The sequence below is a fragment of the Lysinibacillus sp. KCTC 33748 genome, from assembly GCF_002237755.1.
Lineage (GTDB): Bacteria > Bacillota > Bacilli > Bacillales_A > Planococcaceae > Lysinibacillus.
The window spans coordinates 147,212-170,562 of sequence record NZ_MWSJ01000003.1; the positions used below are offsets into that span (position 1 = coordinate 147,212).

General features: G+C 38.1%; 19 protein-coding genes. All 19 read left to right on the forward strand.

Features of this window, described 5'->3' with window-relative positions:
* Positions 1 to 109: 109 nt before the first annotated feature.
* Positions 110 to 379: a 30S ribosomal protein S15 gene (rpsO, locus tag B1B04_RS06445; protein WP_079560503.1), complete on the forward strand. Its 270-nt coding sequence runs from the start codon at positions 110 to 112 to the stop codon at positions 377 to 379.
* A 287-nt stretch (positions 380 to 666) separates the two neighbouring features.
* Positions 667 to 2,781 carry a polyribonucleotide nucleotidyltransferase gene (gene pnp, locus B1B04_RS06450; protein WP_079560504.1) on the forward strand — a complete coding sequence of 705 codons (2,115 nt, stop codon included), beginning with the start codon at positions 667 to 669 and terminating at the stop codon, positions 2,779 to 2,781.
* Between the two features lie 146 nt (positions 2,782 to 2,927).
* Positions 2,928 to 4,151 carry a M16 family metallopeptidase gene (locus B1B04_RS06455; RefSeq protein WP_079560505.1) on the forward strand — a complete coding sequence of 408 codons (1,224 nt, stop codon included), beginning with the start codon at positions 2,928 to 2,930 and terminating at the stop codon, positions 4,149 to 4,151.
* Between the two features lie 232 nt (positions 4,152 to 4,383).
* Positions 4,384 to 5,373 carry an ABC transporter substrate-binding protein gene (locus B1B04_RS06460; protein ID WP_170938914.1) on the forward strand — a complete coding sequence of 330 codons (990 nt, stop codon included), beginning with the start codon at positions 4,384 to 4,386 and terminating at the stop codon, positions 5,371 to 5,373.
* Positions 5,374 to 5,388: 15 nt separating this feature from the next.
* Positions 5,389 to 6,381 (forward strand): FecCD family ABC transporter permease, encoded by a 993-nt coding sequence (locus B1B04_RS06465; protein ID WP_079560507.1) that lies wholly within the window; start codon positions 5,389 to 5,391, stop codon positions 6,379 to 6,381.
* Positions 6,381 to 7,163 carry an ABC transporter ATP-binding protein gene (locus B1B04_RS06470; RefSeq protein ID WP_079560508.1) on the forward strand — a complete coding sequence of 261 codons (783 nt, stop codon included), beginning with the start codon at positions 6,381 to 6,383 and terminating at the stop codon, positions 7,161 to 7,163. Before B1B04_RS06465 ends, B1B04_RS06470 begins: the two co-directional genes overlap by 1 nt.
* Positions 7,164 to 7,174: 11 nt before the next feature.
* The gene (locus B1B04_RS06475; RefSeq protein WP_079560509.1) at positions 7,175 to 7,669 is read left to right on the forward strand and encodes a pyridoxamine 5'-phosphate oxidase family protein; all 495 of its coding nucleotides are present in this window, start codon (positions 7,175 to 7,177) and stop codon (positions 7,667 to 7,669) included.
* A 915-nt stretch (positions 7,670 to 8,584) separates the two neighbouring features.
* Positions 8,585 to 8,848 (forward strand): YlmC/YmxH family sporulation protein, encoded by a 264-nt coding sequence (locus tag B1B04_RS06485; RefSeq protein WP_053594254.1) that lies wholly within the window; start codon positions 8,585 to 8,587, stop codon positions 8,846 to 8,848.
* Between the two features lie 9 nt (positions 8,849 to 8,857).
* Positions 8,858 to 9,637, forward strand: a complete 780-nt coding sequence (locus tag B1B04_RS06490) for a dipicolinate synthase (RefSeq protein WP_079560510.1) — start codon at positions 8,858 to 8,860, stop codon at positions 9,635 to 9,637.
* Positions 9,631 to 10,221, forward strand: a complete 591-nt coding sequence (locus B1B04_RS06495; protein WP_079560511.1) for a dipicolinate synthase subunit B — start codon at positions 9,631 to 9,633, stop codon at positions 10,219 to 10,221. Before B1B04_RS06490 ends, B1B04_RS06495 begins: the two co-directional genes overlap by 7 nt.
* 85 nt (positions 10,222 to 10,306) lie before the next feature.
* Positions 10,307 to 11,344: an aspartate-semialdehyde dehydrogenase gene (locus B1B04_RS06500; protein ID WP_079560512.1), complete on the forward strand. Its 1,038-nt coding sequence runs from the start codon at positions 10,307 to 10,309 to the stop codon at positions 11,342 to 11,344.
* A gap of 13 nt (positions 11,345 to 11,357) precedes the next feature.
* Complete coding sequence (gene dapA / locus B1B04_RS06505; protein ID WP_079560513.1) at positions 11,358 to 12,275, forward strand: 4-hydroxy-tetrahydrodipicolinate synthase; 918 nt, start codon at positions 11,358 to 11,360, stop codon at positions 12,273 to 12,275.
* A 544-nt stretch (positions 12,276 to 12,819) separates the two neighbouring features.
* Positions 12,820 to 14,487 carry a ribonuclease J gene (locus tag B1B04_RS06510; RefSeq protein ID WP_079560514.1) on the forward strand — a complete coding sequence of 556 codons (1,668 nt, stop codon included), beginning with the start codon at positions 12,820 to 12,822 and terminating at the stop codon, positions 14,485 to 14,487.
* Positions 14,488 to 14,913: 426 nt separating this feature from the next.
* Positions 14,914 to 17,202 (forward strand): FtsK/SpoIIIE family DNA translocase, encoded by a 2,289-nt coding sequence (locus tag B1B04_RS06515; RefSeq protein WP_079560515.1) that lies wholly within the window; start codon positions 14,914 to 14,916, stop codon positions 17,200 to 17,202.
* Positions 17,203 to 17,388: 186 nt separating this feature from the next.
* Entirely contained in the window at positions 17,389 to 18,117 is a 729-nt protein-coding gene (locus tag B1B04_RS06520) for a GntR family transcriptional regulator (RefSeq protein ID WP_079560516.1), read from the forward strand.
* 52 nt (positions 18,118 to 18,169) lie between these two features.
* Complete coding sequence (locus tag B1B04_RS06525) at positions 18,170 to 19,258, forward strand: BMP family lipoprotein (protein WP_079560517.1); 1,089 nt, start codon at positions 18,170 to 18,172, stop codon at positions 19,256 to 19,258.
* A gap of 525 nt (positions 19,259 to 19,783) precedes the next feature.
* Positions 19,784 to 21,331: an ABC transporter ATP-binding protein gene (locus B1B04_RS06530; RefSeq protein ID WP_079560518.1), complete on the forward strand. Its 1,548-nt coding sequence runs from the start codon at positions 19,784 to 19,786 to the stop codon at positions 21,329 to 21,331.
* On the forward strand, positions 21,331 to 22,377 hold the full coding sequence (locus tag B1B04_RS06535) for an ABC transporter permease (RefSeq protein WP_079560519.1): 1,047 nt from the start codon (positions 21,331 to 21,333) through the stop codon (positions 22,375 to 22,377). Before B1B04_RS06530 ends, B1B04_RS06535 begins: the two co-directional genes overlap by 1 nt.
* Position 22,378: 1 nt before the next feature.
* On the forward strand, positions 22,379 to 23,338 hold the full coding sequence (locus B1B04_RS06540; protein ID WP_079560520.1) for an ABC transporter permease: 960 nt from the start codon (positions 22,379 to 22,381) through the stop codon (positions 23,336 to 23,338).
* Positions 23,339 to 23,351: the final 13 nt, after the last annotated feature.

Here is a 23,351-nt window from a genome sequence, read left to right on the forward strand (position 1 = left end):
TGGTAACATTCATAAGTGCATAATATGCTTAACCTTAGCTCGGTATATCGATGACTCCAACGTTTACTGTGCTAATGGGGATTAACAATTATTTAGGAGGTCCATACAAATGGCTATTTCAAAACAACGTAAAAACGAACTTATTGCTGAGTTCCGTACTCACGAAAGTGACACTGGTTCTCCAGAAGTACAAGTTGCAGTATTAACAGAGGAAATTAACTCTCTAAATGCTCACTTACGTACACACAAAAAAGATTTCCACTCTGAGCGTGGTCTTCTTAAAATGGTAGGTCGTCGTCGTCACCTATTAAAATATCTTCGTGAAACTGACGTACAACGTTACCGTGAACTAATCACTCGTTTAGGCTTACGTCGCTAATTGTCGAAAAGCGGGATTAATCCCGCTTTTTCTTTATGTTTATAAATATTAAGAAGACGGTTAACTTTACTATTGCGAAAAAAAGCATATATATGACACGAATTTCAAGCAAAAAAACTTTGTTTCAATCAAATACAGAAATAAATCCTAAATAAATTGGCAATAACTGAATTTAAATGTATGATTATTTGATGAAATATTTAGCATAGAACAAGCATTTTTGGTACACTTACTATTAGTACATACAGACGAAGTAAGTGTTTTTATAATAGAGAGGGGTTCATTGAATGAACGAAAAGAAAGTCTATTCCTATGAATGGGCTGGCCGTCCGCTTGTAATCGAAGTCGGACAGTTAGCAAAACAAGCAAATGGGGCCGTTTTAGTACGTTATGGTGATACATCTGTACTTTCAACAGCGACAATGTCAAAATCACCGAAACCACTTGATTTCTTCCCATTAACAGTAAACTACGAAGAACGTTTATACGCAGCAGGTAAAATTCCTGGAGGCTTTATTAAACGTGAAGGACGTCCATCTGAAAAAGCAATTTTAGCAAGCCGTTTAATCGACCGTCCGATTCGTCCGATGTTCCCAGACGGTTTCCGTAATGAAGTACAAGTGATTTCGATGGTCATGTCTAACGATCCGGATTGCACGTCTGAAATGGCTGCAATGGTTGGTTCATCAATAGCGTTAGCTATTTCAGATATTCCATTCGACGGACCGATTGCAGGTGTACAAGTTGGCTATATCGACGGTAAATTTATCGTGAACCCAACAGTGGAACAAGCTAATCAATCAACAATCCATTTATCTGTAGCAGGTAACAAGGATGCTATCAACATGGTTGAAGCAGGTGCACTAGAAGTACCAGAGGAAATAATGCTAGAAGCTATTATGTTCGGTCATGAAGAAATCCAAAAAATTATTGCTTTCCAAGAGCAAATCGTTGCAGAAGTAGGAAAAGAAAAATTACCAGTAACGTTATTTGAAATTGATGAAGCGATTCAAGCAGATATAAAAGCAGCTTGTGAGACTGACATGCATGATGCAATTCAAACTGCTGAAAAACATGCACGTGATGAAGCTATTAAAGCGGTAAAAGACCGTGTTATTGCTTCTTATGAAGAGCAAGAAGCTGATGAAGTAACAATGAAGCAAGTTTATACAATTCTAGATAAAATGGTTAAAGACGAAGTACGTCGTCAAATTACAGAAGATAAAGTACGTCCAGATGGTCGTAAGTTAGACGAAATCCGTCCACTTTCTTCTGAAACAGGTATATTGCAACGTACGCACGGTTCAGGATTATTTACGCGTGGACAAACACAAGCCCTTTCTATTTGTACATTAGGTGCACTTGGAGATGTGCAAATTATCGACGGTTTAGGTGTAGAAGAATCAAAACGCTTTATGCATCACTATAACTTCCCTCAATTCTCTGTAGGGGAAACTGGCCCAATTCGTGGACCAGGTCGTCGTGAAATCGGTCATGGTGCATTAGGCGAACGTGCTCTTGATGCGGTTATTCCAGATGAAACTGTATTCCCGTATACAATCCGTTGTGTATCGGAAGTACTTGAATCAAACGGTTCTACATCTCAAGCCTCTATCTGTGCTTCAACGTTAGCGATGATGGATGCTGGTGTTCCATTAAAGGCTCCTGTAGCAGGTATTGCAATGGGTCTTATTAAAAAAGGAGAACACTACTCTATTTTAACTGATATTCAAGGTATGGAAGACCACCTTGGAGATATGGACTTTAAAGTTGCAGGTACAGCTAAAGGTGTAACAGCACTTCAAATGGACATTAAAATTGATGGTTTATCACGCAATATTTTAGAAGAAGCATTAACACAAGCTAAAATTGGCCGTATGCACATTTTAGAATCAATGCTTGCTACTCTTGCAGAACCACGTGAAAAATTATCTACATTTGCTCCGAAAATTGTAATCGTGAAAATTAATCCTGATAAAATTCGCGATGTTATCGGACCTGGTGGTAAACAAATTAACAAAATTATTGAAGAAACTGGCGTAAAAATTGATACAGAGCAAGATGGTACAATTTACATCTCTTCTGCAGATGAAGAAATGAACGCTCGTGCAAAACAAATTATTGAAGACATCGTACGTGAAGCAAAAGTTGGCGAGTATTACTTATCAACAGTGAAACGTATTGAAAAATTCGGTGCGTTCTGTGAAATATTCCCTGGTAAAGACGGCTTACTTCACATCTCTGAAATTCAAGAGGAACGTACAAAGCAAGTTGAAGATGTATTAAAACTTGGCGATCAATTACTTGTAAAAGTTATTGAAATTGACAAGCAAGGTCGTGTGAATTTATCTCGTAAAGTAGTTATCCAAGAGGAAAAAGAACGCGCTGAGCAAGATAAATAATAAATTGTAGAAAAGGCTGCGTATAATGCGCAGCCTTTTTTAAATCAACTATAAGGAAACTGGTTCTATTCGAGATATCCAAATAAATTTTGGGATGCTTCACATTGCCTTTAATATTGAACCAGAGATGAATTGGGGGAGATTTTTTGGTACAAGTACATACATGTCAGAATGGTGTGCGTATTGTGTCTGAGCAAATCGATCATGTAAGATCCGTTGCGCTAGGCATTTTTGTTAATGCAGGATCTCGTTATGAGCTACCTGAGGAAAATGGTATTACACATTTTATCGAGCATATGCTTTTTAAAGGGACAAAAAATCGAACAGCTCGACAAATTGCTGAAGAATTTGACCGAATTGGTGGCGAGTTAAATGCTTTTACATCTAAGGAAAACACTTGTTATTATGCAAAGGTTTTAGACCATCATGCAGAGCTCGCCGTTACAATATTAGCGGATATGTTCTTTAATTCTACGTTTGCAGAGGAAGAGTTAGAGAAGGAAAGACAAGTTGTACTAGAAGAAATACTAATGAGTGAAGACGCACCTGATGACGATGTTCATGAAAAGCTATGGGAAGTCATGTATCCAAACGACGCACTTGGTCGTCCAATACTAGGAACTGCGACTACGTTAAAAACATTTACAGCAGATATGATCCGTAACTATATGGCTAAACATTATGGTCCAGAATCAGTTGTTATTTCAATAGCGGGAAATATCTCTACAAAGCTTATGCAAACAATTGAAGACTTATTTGGTCACTATCAGCCATCTCCACTTGTGGTTGAACCGGTACTATCGAATCCTCATTTTTATCCAGGAGAGATTTCAAAAACTCGCGATACGGAGCAAGCGCATTTGGCTATTTCGTATCCAGCAATTGGTGTAAAGGATCCGGATATGTATAGCTTTATTGCACTTAATAATATTATTGGGGGTAATATGAGCTCTCGTTTGTTCCAAGAAGTACGCGAAGAACGTGGTTTGGCATATTCGATATTTTCTTATCAATCTTGTTATGCTGATGTTGGCGCATTTACGATTTATGGTAGTACAAGTCGTCAGCAATTATCACAGCTTCAACATACAATTGATGCGACATTACTTGATATCGTAGCAGGTGGTGTGACCGAGGAAGAACTTATGAATGCGAAAGAGCAGCTGAAGGGGAGTTTTGTACTCGGTCTAGAGGGGACAGGCGCTCGTATGAATCGTAATGGTACAAGTGAGTTAGTGCATCGCAGACATCGTTCTGTAGACGAAGTATTAGCGTCAATCGATGCCGTATCAATGGAATCGATTGATCGTTTAATAGCAAAAATCTTAAAAGCTGAGCCAGCCATTTCAATTATTGGTCCAGAAGCTTAATCATGTCTAACATTTGTAGGGTAAATAAAGTTACAGTTTATGTTACTTTGAATATTACTAATTTTCATTACCATCAATTTTTTGATAAAAAGAGGATTTCGATAGCTATCGGAGTCCTCTTTTTTTTAGTTGAAAATGCTCATTCTCAATTAAAAGTTGATATTCCCAATGAAGTTTGATAGAGTAAATGATATTGAATATCATTATCATTTAGATGGAGGCTTGTATTGTTATGAATAAATGGATAGGTGCTGGATTTCTAGCATTATCACTTACATTAGTTGGGTGCTCACAACAAGAAAAAGAGGCAGATAAGGAGATACAGAAAGAAGAGACATCTCAATCACAAGAAGTATCAGAAGCAACACAGAAGGGGAAATTTGAGGATGGTGTAAATGAAGAGGCATTTCAAAAAGCACTAGCTAGCTTTCCAGCAACAGTTCCTGAAAAAATCGTTACTACTTCGGTTCCTTTAACAGAGATGCTACATATACTTGACATCACACCTGTGGGCGTTCCGACATCGACAAATCCGATTCCGGTAGATTTCGATGCTATTACACGAATTGGCTCACCTATGGCACCAGATCTAGAAGTTATATCGAGTTTACAAACTGACTTAATAATTGGAGCTTCTTCTCTACAAAGTTCCCTAGATCAAGCACTTCAGGGAATGAATTTACCAACAGCCTATCTACCGACAGATTCCTATGATGACTTAAAATTGAGCTTCAAGGTACTTGGTACATATTTTGGAAAAGAAGAAAAAATGAATGAATTACTTCAAAACATTGTCGCAAAAGAAAAGGAACTTGAAACAAAAGCACAAGGAAAGGAACTTCCATCTGTTATGCTTGTGATCGGAACTTCTGACTCATTTATGGTTATGAATGAAAAATCATATCTGGGTAGTCTGGTTGAGCGTTTAGGTGCTGATAATATTGCAAAATCAGTATTAAAAGCAAAATCAACTTATTCTGCAATGAATCTAGAAGACATTGTCGTTGCTGATCCAGATATCATTTTCGTATTAGCATCAGGTGACCATGGAGCAAATGAAGATAAGTTCAAAGAAGAGATTGAAAAAAATAGTGCATGGAAACAACTCTCAGCTTATAAAAATGACAAAATCCATATGCTTGATTATAGTACGTTTGGTGTAACTTCCATTTCTAATGTTGAGACAGCACTTACAACAATCGCAGATTATTTTTACAAATAACAATGAGGTATTCCTATGATTAGTACTACAAGAAGTCGAATAATTATTATCATGACCTTTGTGTTAACAATGGTAGCAGCTATTGTTGCGATAGGGCTAGGGAGTGTGAAAATTGCAATCCCAGATATTTTAACAACAATTGCCAATGGACGTGATAATGCTGGCGTATATACTACAATTATTTGGGATATTCGTTTACCACGTGTTTTATTAGCACTAATAGTTGGAGCTAATATTGCAATCTCAGGTGCATTATTGCAGGCCGTAATGGGAAATCCACTAGCTGATCCAGGGTTGACGGGTGTTACAAGTGGAGCAGCGGCATTTGTTTTAATCATTTTATTAGCAAATCCAGAATTCACTCACTTTATCCCAGCCGCAGCTTTTATTGGTGGCTTAATTGCCGCAACTATAATTTATGCACTGGCCTGGCGACGAACAGGCATTACACCAATCACTATTATTTTGTCAGGAGTTGCAGTAAATGCACTGTGCGGTGGGGTTATTGGATTTTTATCGATTCTTTATAGTGATCGACTACCATCAGCGGTGCAATGGATGAATGGTAGTTTAGCGGCCAAGGGAAATGCGTCACTGCAAATGATTTATTTGTACGCAATAATAGGTTGGATCATATCTATTTTTGCGATACGCAAGGCAAATATTATACGTTTAGGAGATCAAGTAGCAGTAAATTTAGGGGAAAATGTAACTCGTATTCGTATTATGTTATCTATTTTGGCTGTATTTTTAGCGGCAATCTCGGTAGCAGCAGTAGGAATGATTGGCTTTATTGGTTTAATCGTACCGCATATGGCTCGAATGCTTGTAGGCTCAGACTATAAATATTTACTACCAATGAGTATGGCGATGGGGGCTATTGTGTTACTTATTGCTGATACTGGTGGACGAACATTGTTTGCGCCACTCGATATTCCAGCGGGCATTCTAATGTCAGTCATTGGTGGACCTTACTTCTTATATTTAATGCGAAAGAAGGCGTTTTAATGTTAAAAATTGAACAGCTATCTGTCCGCTATGAACAAAAGGAAGTTGTCCATAATTTTTCTTTTGAAGTTGTAAAAGGTGAGGTCCTATCCATTATTGGACCTAATGGCTCTGGAAAATCTACTATTTTAAAAGCTATTGCTCGTATGCAGCCTTATAATGAAGGAACAATTATCTTTGATGGCGAAAATATCCGTCGACTCTCGTCCAAAGACATAGCAAGAAAAATGTGTATGTTGAGTCAAAAAAATCAGGCTCCAACTGATATATCTGTTAAAAACCTAGTGGCATACGGACGATATCCACATAAAAAGTGGTTTGAGCGTTTAAATGCAGAGGATGAGGCCATTATTGATTGGGCTCTTGAGAAAACACATCTCACACATTACAGAGAAAAGCCTATTGCAGCTTTATCGGGTGGTGAATCACAGCGAGCTTGGATAGCGATGGCTTTAGCGCAGCGGCCACAAATTTTATTGTTGGATGAGCCAACGACATACTTAGATATCGCACATCAGCATGAAGTTCTAGAATTAGTGAGAGAGCTTAATCATGAAATGGGGATGACGGTTGTGATGGTGCTCCATGATTTAAATCAAGCATCTAGCTATAGTGATAAAATCGTAGTTGTAAAGGATGGTCAACGCGCTCATGTTGGCACGCCTGAAGAGGTAATGACCGAACAGATGATTCAGCAAATATACCGAATGGATGCAGAAATTCAATATGTATCATGGGATAGTGCTCCACGGATTCAATTAAAAAGTACTGTCAAGGCATAGGAGGAAGTAAGATGCAAAAAGAAATGGATATTGAGCAAGTAAAGCAGGGCTATGAAACATTTATTCAAGGAAAGAAAAGTTGTATGTTAAGTCTAGTGGATGGAGAAGGGAAACCTTTTAGTAGCACTACTCCATTTGTGCGTTTGAATGGTAAATTTTACGTCTATATTAGTCGTATCGCAGAGCATTTCCAACTCATGGAGCAGGCTCAATTTGTAGATGTACTTTGCGTGGCAGATGAGGCAGTAACACCAAATCCATTTGCAGCAGAACGGGCACGTTGGCAATGTACACCAAAGAATTTAGGGAACGAAGGAAATGAGGACGTATTTGCAGCATTCAATAAATTGTTTAATGCTAAAATGATGGAGCTGTTACGTACACTTGATTTCTCACTATTTGAGCTCACACCATTGGAAGGTCGCTACGTGGTAGGCTTCGGTAAGGCATTTACAATTGATATAGCGAATGATACGTTAGTCCATATAGTAATTGATAAAAAATAGGTCGCCATTTTTCGGCAACCTATTTTTTTATTCATTAAAAAACTTCTCTTGCTAAATATAAAGTAAGGCTTTGAAATAAAATAGAAATACTAATGATTATACTCATGATTGTAGGAATCAAAATAATGAAGATGGCTGTTATCATTCGAAAATGACGCGTCCGCTTCGCCTCGTCTAGATGATGGATATAAAACTGAACAAAGAAGAATCGAAGGCTTCTCATTGTATGCTTTATTGTTATGAACTAGTGCCTCTGATATTTTGCTTACTTCCTCATTACTTCCTTTAAATAGCGCCAATCACTATCCAATATTTTAAAACCTTTTTCCATAGTCTTGTCGAGTTATGTCGTATTGAGCGTTTCAAGTATATGTAAATCGTCAAAAACTACACCGATGTCGTTTTTTATCGGTAATTCATGTTCGACAACATCCTTGTCGAATAGCAAAATTTCGCACTATTATTTTTGGGAAAATATCGTAGTCGACTCCCCGGTTCAGTAAAACCAATGGTAGCCTCAGTACTGAAAAACACTTACATCATTAAGAGAAAACCATTCATGCTTTTAAGTAAAGTATGAAGTTCAATAGTATTCATAACTAACTCCTATACTTCCTCTTTTGTTAGCCCAGCAGTTAAGACCGTTCTAACCGTTTACTGCATATACTCTTAAAAATGACGCAATAATTCCTCGCGTAGAAAATCTTGATTTCTTTCTGTAACAAAGCTTCCTTTTCCAGTTATCGTTTCGATAAATTAAATTAAGTTTGCACAAATTCCTCACGTCACAAATTTGTATATATACACTATTTGTAGATGTGCTAGTAAAATGCACATTTCAGACTTTGGGTAAGGGTCACGAATTGCAAAAACTCGGCATATATTGGGGTAACGGTTCAAGGAGGGAGATGAGGCATGCTACTATCAGAGATGGTGGATAAAGAGTTAATTCAAGTTGAGGGTGGCGTACACTTTGGCATATTGGCACATACGGAATGTCTATTAGATGTGCAAACAGGAAAGATTCATGGTTTTGAGATTGTGAAAGATAAATTGCCATTTCAAAAAAAGAAAGTGAAAGTAAGTGAAATGATACCTTGGCACGAAATTATACTAATTGGCGAAGATCGAATTTTATTTAACAAAACAACGACAGTACAGTCAGAATTTTTACAGTGAGGTGAGCTTTTGGAAAATGAAAAATGGCTTGTTATCGGTGAGGATCTAAGGTTAAAGGAATTAGCTACCATGCTAAGAAGCCCATCGAGAACAGTATTTTATAAAAGAACATCAGTTTGGAATGAAGAGTTGAATAAGCTTGTATTAGAATTCCAACCAAATAGAATTATTCTTCCTATACTTCCACTAAAAATTGAAGTGGAACAGCTTTATGGCATATCTCAAGTTAAGTTTTATACAGGGCGTTTAACGATGCATTGGAAGCAATTGCTTGAGAAAAATGAAACAAATTGCTATTTACAACAAGAATCATTTATTTGGCAAAATGCAAGATTAACAGCGGAGGGATTTATCGCCACGTTTTACGGACTCGAGCAAAAATGTATTTACGGACAAAACTTTACTATCGCAGGATTTGGGCGCACAGCCAAAATGCTCGCTTCTTTACTCGTCAAGATGGGCGCTAATGTCCATATAGTAGCGCGTTCAGTTGTACAAGTGAGTGAAGCAAAGGCATATGGTTATAAAGCTACGGATTTAGATGATCGTCAATGGTCAATTAATGATGGGATTTTTGTCAATACGATTCCTGCTAAGTGGATTACTGAATCATTCCAAGAACATGTCCCGGTTGTACTATATGATTTGGCTTCAGAGCCTGGCTGTTTAGATATAGACGTTGAACAATTACAAACGTACGTGCTATTGCCGTCATTACCTGGGAAATACTTTGCACATAATGCAGCGACAATATTGTGCAAGGCAATAGAGGAGGAAGAAAATTGCTAACGGGGAAACGAATTGGTTTAGGGATTACAGCCTCCCACTGTACGTATGCGGACGTAGTACCTAAAATCCAAAACTTTATAGATGCAGGAGCAACAGTTGTTCCAATCATTACACACTCCGTTTTACATGCAGCTACGCGTTTTGGTACTGGGGAGGAGTGGATTGCCAAAATAGAGGAATTAACTGGAGAAAAGGTTGTTTCTTCTATTAAAGAGGCAGAACCATTTGGACCATCCAATCCATTGGATGCGATGGTTATAGCCCCAATGACTGGAAATAGTATTAGTAAATTTGCAAATGCAGCAACAGATAGTCCGGTATTGATGGCTGCGAAGGCAACATTGCGTAACGGTTCACCTGTTGTTCTAGGTATATCAACGAATGATGCGCTTGGCTTAAATGGTATAAATATAATGAGGCTGTTAAATGCTAAAAACATTTATTTTATTCCATTTGGGCAGGACGCGCCACATTCAAAACCAAATTCCTTGATTGCTGATTTTGATCAAATGGTCGCGACTGTTTATGAAGCGATTACGGAGAAAAAGCAATTACAGCCACTGTTGGTACAATATTTAAAATAATTCGTAAATTACACACAATTTTCAGTATTTTTGTGATACAATAGCACACATTATGTAACTTGTATTCAAGGAGAGTTGATGACAGATGACAAAGCAGTTAACAGTTGCTGTAGTTGGAGCAACAGGGGCAGTAGGCACAAAAATGATGGAACAACTAATTAAACGGGAGTTTCCAATTGGAGATATTAAGTTTTTAGCTTCGGCACGTTCAGCAGGAAAACCAATCGAATTTAATGGAAAGACATATACAATTGAAGAAGCGACACCTGAAGCTTTTGAAGGCGTCAATGTCGCTTTATTCTCAGCTGGTGGTTCGGTATCAGCAGTGCTAGCACCAGAAGCGGCAAAACGCGGTGCAGTAGTGATCGATAACACGAGCCATTTCCGCATGGATCCAGACGTACCCTTAGTTGTTCCAGAAGTAAATCGAGGTGATCTTGCTAAGCACAAAGGGATTATTGCAAATCCAAACTGCTCTACGATTCAAATGATGGCTGCACTTGAACCTATTCGTCAAGCATTTGGCTTAACAAAAATTATCGTATCAACATATCAAGCAGTTTCAGGTGCAGGTGTTTCTGCTATTCAGGAATTAAAGGCACAAAGTGCAAATTGGGATGCAGGTAAGGATGTAGAAGCAAATATTTTACCTTCTGGTAGCGACAAACGTCATTATCCAATCGCTCGTAATGTCATTCCACAAATTGATAAATTTACAGACAATGGCTTTACATACGAAGAAATGAAAATGATTAATGAAACGAAGAAAATTATGCATGCACCAGAGCTAAAAGTAGCCGCAACTTGCGTTCGTGTGCCAGTCGTTTCAGGACACTCTGAATCTGTTTATCTTGAAGTAGAAAAAGAAGCAACAGTACAGGAAATCTTTGAAGTATTACGCAATGCGCCTGGTGTCGTATTACAAGATGATATCGCAACACAAACTTACCCAATGCCTATTTATGCAGAAGGGGAAGACGCTACTTTTGTAGGGCGTATCCGTCAAGATTTAGACAATAAAAAAGGATTCCACTTATGGATCGTTTCTGACAATCTTTTGAAAGGCGCTGCATTAAACTCTATTCAAATTGCTGAAGCAATGCTAGAGGATAACTTACTATAAGAGGGGTGTAAGGATGAATTTAGGTCGAATTGGAACGGCGATGATTACGCCGTTCAAAGAAGATGGCACGATTAATTATCCAGAACTAGAACGTATTATTAATCATTTGATTGATAATGGTACAGATTGTATTGTCGCATGTGGCACAACCTCTGAAAACCCAACTATGTCCACAGAAGAAAAAATTGAAGTTGTACGCTTTACCGTAGAGAAAGTGGCAGGTCGTGTACCGGTTATTGCAGGTACAGGAGATAACGAAACGGCTTACTCTATAGCAATGACGCACAAGGCTGAAGAAAATGGCGCAGATGGTATCATGCTTGTAGCACCATATTATAATAAGCCAAATCAACGCGGTATTTTTGCGCATTTTGAAACAATTGCAAAAGAAACAAGTTTACCTGTCATGCTTTATAACGTGCCAGGACGTACAGGCGTCAATGTTGCCTATGAAACTTCTGTTGCTTTAAGTAAAATTTCTAATATTGCCTGGATAAAGGAAGCGAGTGGCAATTTAGATCAAATGGGCGATATTATTGAGAATGTTGATTCAGATGATAATTTCTTAGTGTATAGTGGGGATGATGGTTTAACACTCCCACTACTAGCAATCGGCGGAGCAGGAATTATTTCAGTGGCTGCCCATGTTGTAGGGAATGATATGCAATTAATGATTAAAGCGTTTGAAGAAGGAAATCACGAGCTAGCAGCCAAAATTCACCGAGCATTATTACCACTTGTACGTGCGTTGTTCGCACAGCCAAACCCATCGCCAGTAAAATACGCGATGACCAAATTAGGCTTTGATACACTTAATGTTCGTTTACCAATGATGGAAATGACAGATGAAGAAAAAGCAAACTTTGACCGAATTTGGGATACGTATCAAGAAAAGGCGAGAAGCTTTAGAGAAATAAGTACCTTTAGTTAATTTGTAATTCAAGCTAAATAGTAAATCCTCAGACCGTAGACAAACTCGAAATTTTTAGTTTGTTTACGGTCTTTTTCTTTTGGAACTTTCATAGAAGGGTGAGACACTTTCCCAAAAAAATATAGAGTATTCGCCCTAATGAGGATAACTGCTCAAGGATGACTGATATTCTCTCAGGTAAGAATCCGGAATCTATCAAGGTATTTGGATCTATTTTTATAGTCAATTGTTTTTGTATCTTTTAATCATCGATTTATTTATATGGAAGTTGAAATAGCTTACGTGCAAGAAAAAACATTACTGAAAATGGCTTATATCGGCACTATATCCCAATCTCCAAAAGCTCGCTTCGCTTTTTTTTATAAAATTAAACCTTTCACGATGCTACATCCTCCTCCTACTTTCCATCTATTAGAAATAAAATTAGCAATAAATTTCTGTTTCTATCATGAAAGATGCATTTTTAATTTGTGCAAAAGCTTTGCAAACCTTATAATAAATCTTAAGTGGTTGCTGTTCGGGATATTTTTTAGGAGGAAATAAATTGACGAAAAAGAAAAATGAATTAATTCGCATCATCCCACTTGGTGGCGTTGGCGAAATTGGGAAAGCAATGTACGTAGTAGAAATTGACGAAGAGCTATTTGTAGTGGATAGCGGATTGATGTTCCCAGAAGACGAAATGCTGGGCATTGATATCGTAATTCCAGATATTACGTATTTAGAAGAAAATAAAGAGCGTGTGAAAGGAATTTTCTTAACACATGGTCATGAAGATGCAATTGGCTCAATTGCTTATGTATTACAAAAAGTGAAAGCGCCAGTGTACGGATCAAAATTAACAATTGCACTTGCAAAGGAACATTTAAAGGAATTGCCTGCACCACATCAGGTGAAATTCTTTGAGGTTACGAACCGTAGTCGTATGAATTTTAACTCAACGTATGTGACATTCTTCCATACAACACATAGTATTCCCGATTCGTTAGGGGTAGTGTTCCATACATCTGAGGGAGCAATTGTTCATACAGGTGAGTTTAAATTCGATCAATCTGCGACAGGTAAATTTAAGCCTGATTTAGCAAAAATGGCTCAGCTAGGAGAAGAAGGCGTATTTATGCTGTTATCTGAGTCGAGTGAAGCTGAGCGACCAGGTTACACGACATCTGAGATTGTGATTGAAGAGCAATTATCAAAAACATTCCATTCAGCACCAGGTCGTATTTTAGTTGCTGTTTATGCATCGAATTTTATTCGTATACAGCAAGTGTTGACACAAGCTCAAAAGTCGTTCCGTAAAATAGTTATTGTAGGAAAACCTTTAGAAAAAGCTGTGGATTTAGGTGCACATCTAGGTTACTTAACAGTAGAAGAAGATACAATTATCCCTATCTCGGAAATGCAAAAGTATCAAGATGATGAGATTATTATTATCGCTACAGGTAATAAAGGGGAGCCACTTGATGCATTAGAGAAAATTGTCCGCAAACATCACCGAGACATTAAAATTAAAAAGAATGATACAGTATTAATTACATTTACACCGTCTCCTGGTATGGAAGTGCAGATGGCTAATACGATGAACTCGATCGCAAAAGCAGGTGCTGAAATTCTCACATCTAGCAAAAATGTACATGTATCGGGTCACGGTAGCCAAGAAGATTTAAAGTTAATGTTAAACTTAATGCAACCAAAGTACTTTATCCCTGTGCAAGGTGAGTACCGCATGCTTATTGCTCACTCTAAGCTTGCTCAACAGCTAGGTATGCAAAAATCACAAATTTTTATCGCCGATAAAGGGGATATTGTAGAATATAAAAATGGTAAAATGCGAATGAGTGGCCGTGTACAAGCAGGTAATGTTTTAATAGACGGTATCGGTGTAGGTGATGTAGGGAACATAGTACTTCGCGATCGTAAATTATTATCGCAGGATGGTATTTTCATTGTTGTCGTTACATTAAACCGTGCTCAAAAGAAAATCGCATCTGGTCCAGAAATTTTATCGCGTGGTTTCGTATATGTACGCGAATCAGAAGAATTAATGGTGGAAGCTTCTGATATTGCTAAAAATGTTATTGAAAAATACGTTGGTAAAGATACATTTGAATGGACAAACATTAAACAAGAAATTCGAGATACACTGAATACGTATTTATTCCAAAAAACGAAGCGCCGCCCAATGATTATCCCAATCATTATGGAATATTAAAAATGAAAGATCATCGTTGATTGAAAAAGGATTTTCTAACCGAATGTAAACGGTGGAAAATCCTTTTTTGCCTCAATACGGAAAGTTAGATATCGCATTTATTGTATTATATGCCATGTGTAATAAGTTGATCTTCGTTAAGGCTGGGCGACTCCTTGGGAATCAGTAATAGAGGAACGAAGGCTAAAATCATCACATCCTGTGATAACGCCTTCGTGACCAACATCGAATGTTTTATCTGTAGCGAAAGCGAAGCGGCAGCGGCAAATGTTTTACCTGCGCGAAAGCGAAGCGGCAGCGGCAAAGCGCCCAGCCGGAACGGAAATCAACACCACATTATGGTGATGATTTTTTTGGAATAATCAAGTTCTACATGTTATTATTTGCTACATATTAAAGAATGGATTGCAAAAGAAGGTGAAATAGATGGCGACTAGTAAAAAAAGAAAAGTCACGAAAGGAAAAGCGACGACAGAGAAAAAAGAAATGCATCCGCTTATGTATGAAATTTTAGGTCTTATCTTAATTGCATTTGCGGTTATTATGATTTTTGAATATGGCATGATTGGTCGAGTTCTACAAACAATTGCGATGTTTCTTTTTGGAAATTTACATTTTGCTGTGCCGTTTATGCTTATTTTTGTTGCGGTGTTACTGATGATTGGGCGGAAAAAAATAAGCATTTATGATCGTGTCATATTAGGTATGCTCCTAATTGTTATGAGTTTAACAATTTTTAGTCATGGCATTTTGTTTGAACAATTATCAAAATCTGGTGGATTATTATCAGACTCTGTTTTGCGAGAATCTTGGCGAATTTTAATTAATTCTGAGGGTATCATCAATCGAAGTAATGCACTTGGCGGCGGAATGGTGGGTGCACTGTTATTTAGTGCTCTACATGTTTTATTTGAGGCGGCAGGTGCGAAAGTCGTTGCATGGGTTATTTTCTTTATCGGATTAATATTAGTAACAGGAAAGGCCCTTGTTCCATATTTAGCGAAAAAAATGCCCGACCTTTTTGGCAAATGGCAGAAGAAGCATCGTGATAAGAAAAAGAATATGCCGAAAAAACCTACTAATCGCCGTTCAAAAGTAGAAAGCAAGGATGACATTGCGGCCGTTGATCAGGAGCCAGAAGTACAAGAGGAAGAAGAGATTTCTCATGAACCAATCATCTCTGCTTTTACTCAAAATGTGTCTCATGAACGAGAGTCATTTACAATGGCCGAAAATGAAGACATTGAACATGGTGAGATGGTTGATGATGTTCATATTGAAGGCGCAGATGCTGTGGAAAATGCAGACTACCAACTTCCGTCTTATAATTTATTACAATTACCACCACAACATGACCAAAGTGGCGAATATTCTGTCATACAGGCAAATGCGAAAAAGCTAGAGCAAACGTTGCAAAGCTTTGGGGTAAAAGCAAAAGTTACACAGGTACATTTAGGTCCAGCTGTAACAAAGTACGAAATATTACCAGATGTAGGTGTGAAAGTAAGTAAAATTGTAAATTTACAGGATGACCTTGCCTTAGCACTTGCTGCGAAGGATATACGTATGGAAGCACCTATTCCTGGGAAGTCAGCGATTGGCATTGAAGTACCAAATAGTGAGGTAGCTATTGTTACACTCCGAGAAGTGTTAGAGTCTAAGGACGGCGTAAAGCCAGAAGCATTATTGCAAGTTGCATTTGGTCGTGATATTACTGGACAAGCAGTACTTGCTGAGCTCAATAAAATGCCACATTTACTTGTTGCGGGTTCGACGGGTAGTGGGAAAAGTGTGTGTATAAATGGTATTGTCGTATCAATCCTAATGCGTACAAAACCACATGAGGTTAAGCTGATGATGATTGACCCGAAAATGGTGGAGTTAAATGTTTATAACGGTATTCCACATCTACTGGCACCAGTTGTTACGGATGCACGTAAAGCGTCTCAGGCGCTGAAGAAAGTTGTGGCGGAAATGGAACGCCGCTACGATCTATTTTCTCATACAGGTACCCGTAATATCGAAGGTTACAATAGTCATGTACAAAAAGTTAATGAGCAAACAGATGAGAAACACCCTAAATTACCATATATTGTAGTAATTGTAGACGAGTTAGCGGACTTAATGATGGTTGCCTCAAGTGATGTAGAGGATTCTATTACACGTTTAGCACAAATGGCACGTGCAGCTGGGATTCATTTAATAATTGCAACTCAACGACCAAGTGTAGATGTGTTGACAGGTGTTATTAAAGCAAATATTCCTTCGCGCATTGCCTTTGCAGTGTCATCTGCAATCGATTCTAGAACGATTTTAGATATGGGTGGAGCCGAGCGTTTACTCGGTCGAGGAGATATGCTGTTTTTACCAGCGGGTGCATCTAAACCAAAACGTGTGCAAGGTGCTTTTTTATCAGATCAGGAAGTTGAGTCAGTTGTTAACTTTGTTATAGAACAGCAAAAGGCACAATATCAGGAGGAAATGATTCCGACCGATGAAGAGACAATTTTAGAAGAAACGGATGAATTATTTGATGAGGCTGTACAGTTAGTTGTTAGTATGCAGACGGCCTCTGTTTCGATGTTGCAACGCCGTTTCCGTATCGGTTATTCGAGAGCTGCTCGTATTGTCGATCAAATGGAACAACGTGGTATTGTCGGGCCTTCAGAGGGTAGTAAACCTCGACAAGTGCTCATTCATCAATACGATAATTAGTGCCAAAATAACGTTAAAAAATTGAACAATGTTGTATACATTGAGTAGGCCCAAATTCATTTAAAAATTCGAAAGCAATTACATTATGTGTAATTGCTTTCGGTCTATAAAAATGTTATATTTATGAACGATTAGTAGGAATGTTGTACATCAGATGTCTGATCTCTGATTTTGGTGGTGATATATGTGACTATTAAAGCAGATCATCGTCATCTCTATCTTCAAGTAATTGATCGTTTAAAGTCTGACATTGAAAAAGGCGTTTTTAAAGAAAATGAAAAACTGCCTTCAGAGTTTGAATTATCGAAATCACTAGGAGTCAGTCGAGCAACTCTTAGAGAAGCGCTCCGACTGTTGGAAGAGGAGAATGTGATTGTGCGTCGACATGGGGTGGGCACATTTGTAAACCCTAAGCCGTTGTTTACATCAGGTATCGAGCATTTATCGAGCATTTCTTCCATGATCGAGGCAGCGGGTATGGAACCCGGTTCCCGCTTTTTAAAGGCGACGGAAAGCATACCTGCTGAAGAAGATTTAAAACGCTTCCAGTGTGATGGCGAGGATAAAATACTCACAATTGAACGTGTCAGAACAGCGGATGGTGAGCCGGTAGTTTACTGCATAGACAGATTACCAGCAAGCTTCCTGCCAACTGACTTTGTAGAAAAAAAAGAAGTTTCACTTTTCTCTGCACTTGAACAATCCGGTAAAATTCATGTTGCCTATGCTGTGACATATATTGATCCTATTGGGTATCATGAGCAAGCTTCGCCGATTTTAAATTGCGGACGTGAAACAGCTCTTTTAGTATTAAAGCAGTTACATTACGATGATCATGATCAAGTAGTGTTGTATTCAAAAAATTATTTCCGAGCTGATAAATTCAGCTTCCATGTAGTTCGTAAACGGGTGTAGAACATTTCTAATTTTTTCCTGCTAATTACAATACCTTTGGGGGGTTAATCAAATGAAAAAACGTAAATTTGGTTTAGTATTATCATCAGTTTTAGCTGCAAGTGCAATCTTAGGTGCATGTGGTACGAAAGAGGAAGAAAAAACTAATAAAGAAAATGAAAACGCTTCACCAGGCGAAAGCAACCAAGAAGGTGCCTTCTCAGTAGCAATGGTAACTGACGTAGGTGGAGTTGATGATAAATCATTCAACCAATCTGCTTGGGAAGGTGTTCAAGAATTCGGTAAAGAACATGGCCTAAAAAAAGGTGATGGCGGCTTCGACTACTTACAATCAAAATCAGATGCAGACTATGATTCAAATTTAAATGCGTTATTACGTCGTGACTTTAACTTAATCTATGGTATTGGTTTCATGATGGAAGATTCTATTACTGCAATCGCTGAAGAAAATCCAGATAACCATTTCGCAATCATTGACGCTGAAGTAAAAGCGGACAATGTAGTATCAGTATTGTTCAAAGAGCAAGAAGGTGCTTTCTTAGCAGGTGTAGCTGCTGCGAAAATGTCTAAATCAGGTAAAATCGGTTTCGTAGGTGGCGTAGATATTCCAGTTATCAACCGCTTCGAAGCTGGATTTTTTGAAGGTGCAAAAGCTGTAAATCCAGATATCGAAATCACATCAAAATATACTGCTGCATTCGATAAAGCTGACCTTGGTAAAGTTACTGCAAACAGCATGTACTCTTCAGGTGTAGATGTAATTTTCCACGCAGCTGGTGCAACTGGTAACGGTGTATTCTCAGAGGCAAAAGAACGTAAGAAAAAAGATCCTAATGCAAACATTTGGGTAATCGGAGTAGACGCTGACCAATATGAAGAAGGTAAAGTAGACGGTAAAACAAATGTTACTTTAACTTCTATGTTAAAAGGTGTAAATACAGCAGTTGTAGATATTTCTAATAAAGCGAAAAAAGGTGAATTCCCAGGTGGCAAAACGCTTACTTATGGTTTAGCTGAAGACGGCGTGAAGCTTGCGGATTCTCGTGGCGCAATCCCAGAAGATGTACTAAAGGTTATTGAAGAATATAAAGAAAAAATTGCTAAGGGTGAAATTAAAGTTCCAGAAAAAGTGAAAAAATAATTCACCTTTTGATCATCATAAGGGACTTTTTATGAAGGCCCTTATGATGATTTTTCAATCTATCGTTATATTTTGACTATTCGTAATATTCTATTTAACTATACTGGTCATTACCGTAGAGGTAGAATTTTATATGAGCTTATCGTAAGAATAGTAATGATGGTAACAAGTTAATAGAAGAAAGGTTTCTAACGATGACCTTTCCTGTATTAATTTATCTTCATTTAGAAGACTATCTACCTCTATTAGTGGGACAAGATAGGCATGGATTTTTTGTGGATTGGGTGCATAATGCCCAATGAACGAAGAGTTAATCTCTGACAGAATTCATTGTTGTGCGATGTGATAAACGCTGAGCAACAGGGATTATGTCAAGTATTTAGATTAGTTTTAAGCGATGCAACAATGTTTCATGTGCGAAAGTGCAGTGCAACTTTGCGACAGTAACAAAATGCTTTCTGTGGCGACAGCCACAATTACGTCAAGGCGAAATTGATAAAAGTGCCTATTAAGGGAGTGACAAAATTGGAATACGTGATTGAAATGCTAGGAATCCGAAAAGAGTTCGGTAATTTCGTGGCGAATAATAACATCACCCTCCAGCTGAAAAAAGGCGAAATTCATGCACTGCTAGGCGAAAATGGTGCAGGTAAATCGACTTTAATGAACGTCCTTTTTGGTTTGTATCAACCAGAGGGTGGCGAAATTCGAGTTCGTGGGAAGGCTGTTAAAATTACAAACCCGAATGTGGCCAATGATTTAGGGATTGGTATGGTCCATCAACATTTTATGTTAGTGGAAAATTTCACAGTAACAGAGAACATTATTTTAGGTTCTGAACCAACAAAAATGGGTATTGTTAACATTAAAGATGCAGCGAAGAAAGTACAAGCACTTTCTGAAAAATATGGCTTAGATGTTGATCCATATGCCAAAATCGAGGATATTACTGTGGGGATGCAACAGCGTGTTGAAATTTTAAAAACACTATACCGCGGTGCAGAAATTTTAATTTTTGATGAACCAACTGCATCTTTAACACCACAGGAGATTACAGAGCTTATTCAAATAATGCGACGCTTAATTGCAGAGGGAAAATCTATTATTCTAATTACCCATAAACTAAAAGAAATTATGGAAGTCTCTGACCGTGTGACAATTATTCGTAAAGGTGAAGGGATTGGAACAGTTATCACTGCTGAAACAAATCCTAACCAATTAGCTGAAATGATGGTTGGTCGCCAAGTCGAATTTAAAACCGAAAAAACAGAAGCCAACCCAACTGATGAAGTAATTGCAATCGATAATTTGGTTGTTACAGACTACCGTAATATCGATAAAGTAAAAGGCTTAAACTTAAAAGTACGTAAAGGTGAAATTGTTGGTATTGCAGGTATCGATGGTAACGGACAATCTGAGTTAATCGAAGCCATTACTGGTTTACGCAAAATAAAGAGTGGTTCTGTTAAATTAAATGGCAAAGATATTACAAATATGAAACCTCGTAAAATTACTGAGGAAGGCGTTGGGCATATTCCACAAGATCGCCATAAGCATGGTTTAGTTTTAGATTTCCCAATAGGTCATAATATCGCACTACAAACATATTATCAGTCTCCAATCGCTAAGGGCTTTGTTATGGACTATAAGAAAGTGTCTGAAAAAGCACGTCAAATCATTGAAGAATATGATGTGCGTACAGGTAATGGTGAAATGACACCAGCACGTGCCCTTTCAGGTGGTAACCAACAAAAAGCGATTATCGGTCGTGAAGTTGATCGTAATCCGGACTTATTGATTGCTGCACTACCAACACGTGGTCTTGATGTAGGGGCAATTGAGTTTATTCACTCTCGCCTGATCGAGCAACGTGATAAAGGAAAAGCGGTACTGTTAATTTCATTTGAATTAGATGAAGTCATGAATGTTTCGGACCGAATTGCTGTTATTTATGACGGTCAAATTGTTGATGAGTTAAATCCAACAGAAACGACAGAACAAGAGCTAGGTCTATTAATGGCAGGACAAAAAAGTGAAAATAAAAAGAATGGTGCGAAGGAGGGGAATGACTAATGTCAAATCGTGTCATTAATATTCTCGTTCCTATCATCTCTATCATTATCGGTTTAATTGTTGGGGCTATCGTGATGATAGTTAGCGGCTATGACCCAGTACAAGGTTATAGCGCACTTTGGACAGGTATTTTTGGAGATTCATATTCTATTGGGAACACAATCCGTCAAATAACACCGTATTTATTGGCGGGTCTAGCGGTAGCATTTGCCTTCCGCACAGGTTTATTTAATATTGGTGTAGAAGGTCAGTTAATTTTAGGTTGGCTAGCAGCAGCTTGGGTAGGCTATGCGTTTGATCTACCTAAAATCATTCACTTACCATTAGCATTACTTGCGGCAGCAGCTGCAGGTGCATTTTGGGCCTTTATTGCAGGTTTCTTAAAAGCGAAATTTAAAGTTCACGAAGTTATTGCGACAATTATGTTAAACTATACTGCGCTTTATATTGCGAATGCAGTGATTAAAAAATTGTCTGACGGTGGCTTTAAAACAGAACGCGTTCATGAATCAGCTTCTTTACGTTCTCCGTTTTTAAGAGAGCTTACAGACAATTCAAGTCTTCACTATGGCATCATTGTTGCACTGTTAATGGTTATGGTTATGTGGTTCATTTTAGAAAAAACAACACGTGGATATGAGCTTAAGGCGGTAGGCTTTAATAAGCATGCTGCAGACTATGCTGGTATGAGCGTCAACAAAAACATTATTTTAGCTATGACGATTTCAGGTATGTTCGCGGGTCTTGGTGGTGCTATGGAGGCATTAGGTACTTTCCAAAACGCTTCTATTAAACCAGGCTTTACAGGTATAGGTTTCGATGGTATCGCCGTTGCCTTACTTGGTGCGAATACACCTCTTGGGGTTGTATTCGGAGCTTCATTATTCGGCTCACTTAAATACGGAGCATTAAATATGCCAAATGCTGCAGGTATTCCTGAGGAAATCGTATCTATTATTATTGCGTTAATTATTTTCTGTGTAGCATCGGGCTATATTATTCGAGTAGCATTGCAAAAGTTGCGCAAGAAAAAGGAGGGACAATAACATGAGCTTTTTAGAAATGTTATATTTCATCATCCCTTCTGCAATTTTCTTCGCAACACCTTTAATTTTTACGGCAATCGGTGGTGTATTCTCTGAACGATCTGGTGTTGTCAATATCGGACTAGAAGGTTTAATGGTTGTTGGTGCATTTGTTGGTATTTATGTCAATTTAGAATTTGCTTCAACATTTGGTGCAGCAACAATTTGGGTAGCTATGCTGGCAGCTGTCATTGCTGGGGGAATCTTCTCTCTATTCCATGCAGTTGCTTCGATTTCCTTCCGTGCCGATCAAACAGTATCGGGGGTTGCTATTAATTTATTAGGTTTAGCGGTAACTGTATTCTTAGTAAAAATGATTTATGGTAAAGGGCAAACTGATATGATTACCCAACCAATAACTCGTTTCGCTATCCCTTATTTAAAGGATATTCCGTTCTTTGGTCCATTATTATTCCGTGATGTCTATAGTACGTCAATTTTAGCTTTTGCAGTAGCTATCGGGGCATGGTTTATCATTTATAAAACACCATTCGGTTTACGTTTACGCGCTGTCGGTGAACATCCAATGGCTGCAGATACGATGGGTGTAAATGTTAATAGAATGCGCTATATTGCTGTTGTCATCTCAGGGGCATTAGGTGGTCTTGGTGGTGCAGTGTATGCGCAATCAATTACAAGCGATTTCTCACATGCTACAATTGCGGGTCAAGGCTTTATGGCCATCGCTGCAATGATTTTTGGGAAATGGCATCCAATCGGTGCATTAGGTGCAGCTTTATTCTTTGGAGTAGCACAAACGTTAAGTGTTGCAGGAAGCACAATTCCTTACGTTCAGGACATTCCTGCTGTATACTTGCAAATTTTACCATATGTATTAACAATCCTTGCATTAGCAGGATTTATCGGTAAAGCAAATGCACCAAAAGCTAGTGGTCAACCTTATATTAAGGGGAAACGCTAAAAAACAGACAATT

Excerpts from the sequence above, each read along its gene's own strand:
- rpsO (WP_079560503.1), top strand. The coding sequence starts at position 110 with ATGGCTATTTCAAAACAACGTAAAAACGAACTTATTGCTGAGTTCCGT.
- pnp (WP_079560504.1), top strand. The coding sequence starts at position 667 with ATGAACGAAAAGAAAGTCTATTCCTATGAATGGGCTGGCCGTCCGCTT.
- B1B04_RS06460 (WP_170938914.1), top strand. The coding sequence starts at position 4,384 with ATGAATAAATGGATAGGTGCTGGATTTCTAGCATTATCACTTACATTA.
- B1B04_RS06465 (WP_079560507.1), top strand. The coding sequence starts at position 5,389 with ATGATTAGTACTACAAGAAGTCGAATAATTATTATCATGACCTTTGTG.
- B1B04_RS06470 (WP_079560508.1), top strand. The coding sequence starts at position 6,381 with ATGTTAAAAATTGAACAGCTATCTGTCCGCTATGAACAAAAGGAAGTT.
- B1B04_RS06475 (WP_079560509.1), top strand. The coding sequence starts at position 7,175 with ATGCAAAAAGAAATGGATATTGAGCAAGTAAAGCAGGGCTATGAAACA.
- B1B04_RS06485 (WP_053594254.1), top strand. The coding sequence starts at position 8,585 with ATGCTACTATCAGAGATGGTGGATAAAGAGTTAATTCAAGTTGAGGGT.
- B1B04_RS06500 (WP_079560512.1), top strand. The coding sequence starts at position 10,307 with ATGACAAAGCAGTTAACAGTTGCTGTAGTTGGAGCAACAGGGGCAGTA.
- dapA (WP_079560513.1), top strand. The coding sequence starts at position 11,358 with ATGAATTTAGGTCGAATTGGAACGGCGATGATTACGCCGTTCAAAGAA.
- B1B04_RS06515 (WP_079560515.1), top strand. The coding sequence starts at position 14,914 with ATGGCGACTAGTAAAAAAAGAAAAGTCACGAAAGGAAAAGCGACGACA.
- B1B04_RS06525 (WP_079560517.1), top strand. The coding sequence starts at position 18,170 with ATGAAAAAACGTAAATTTGGTTTAGTATTATCATCAGTTTTAGCTGCA.
- B1B04_RS06535 (WP_079560519.1), top strand. The coding sequence starts at position 21,331 with ATGTCAAATCGTGTCATTAATATTCTCGTTCCTATCATCTCTATCATT.
- B1B04_RS06540 (WP_079560520.1), top strand. The coding sequence starts at position 22,379 with ATGAGCTTTTTAGAAATGTTATATTTCATCATCCCTTCTGCAATTTTC.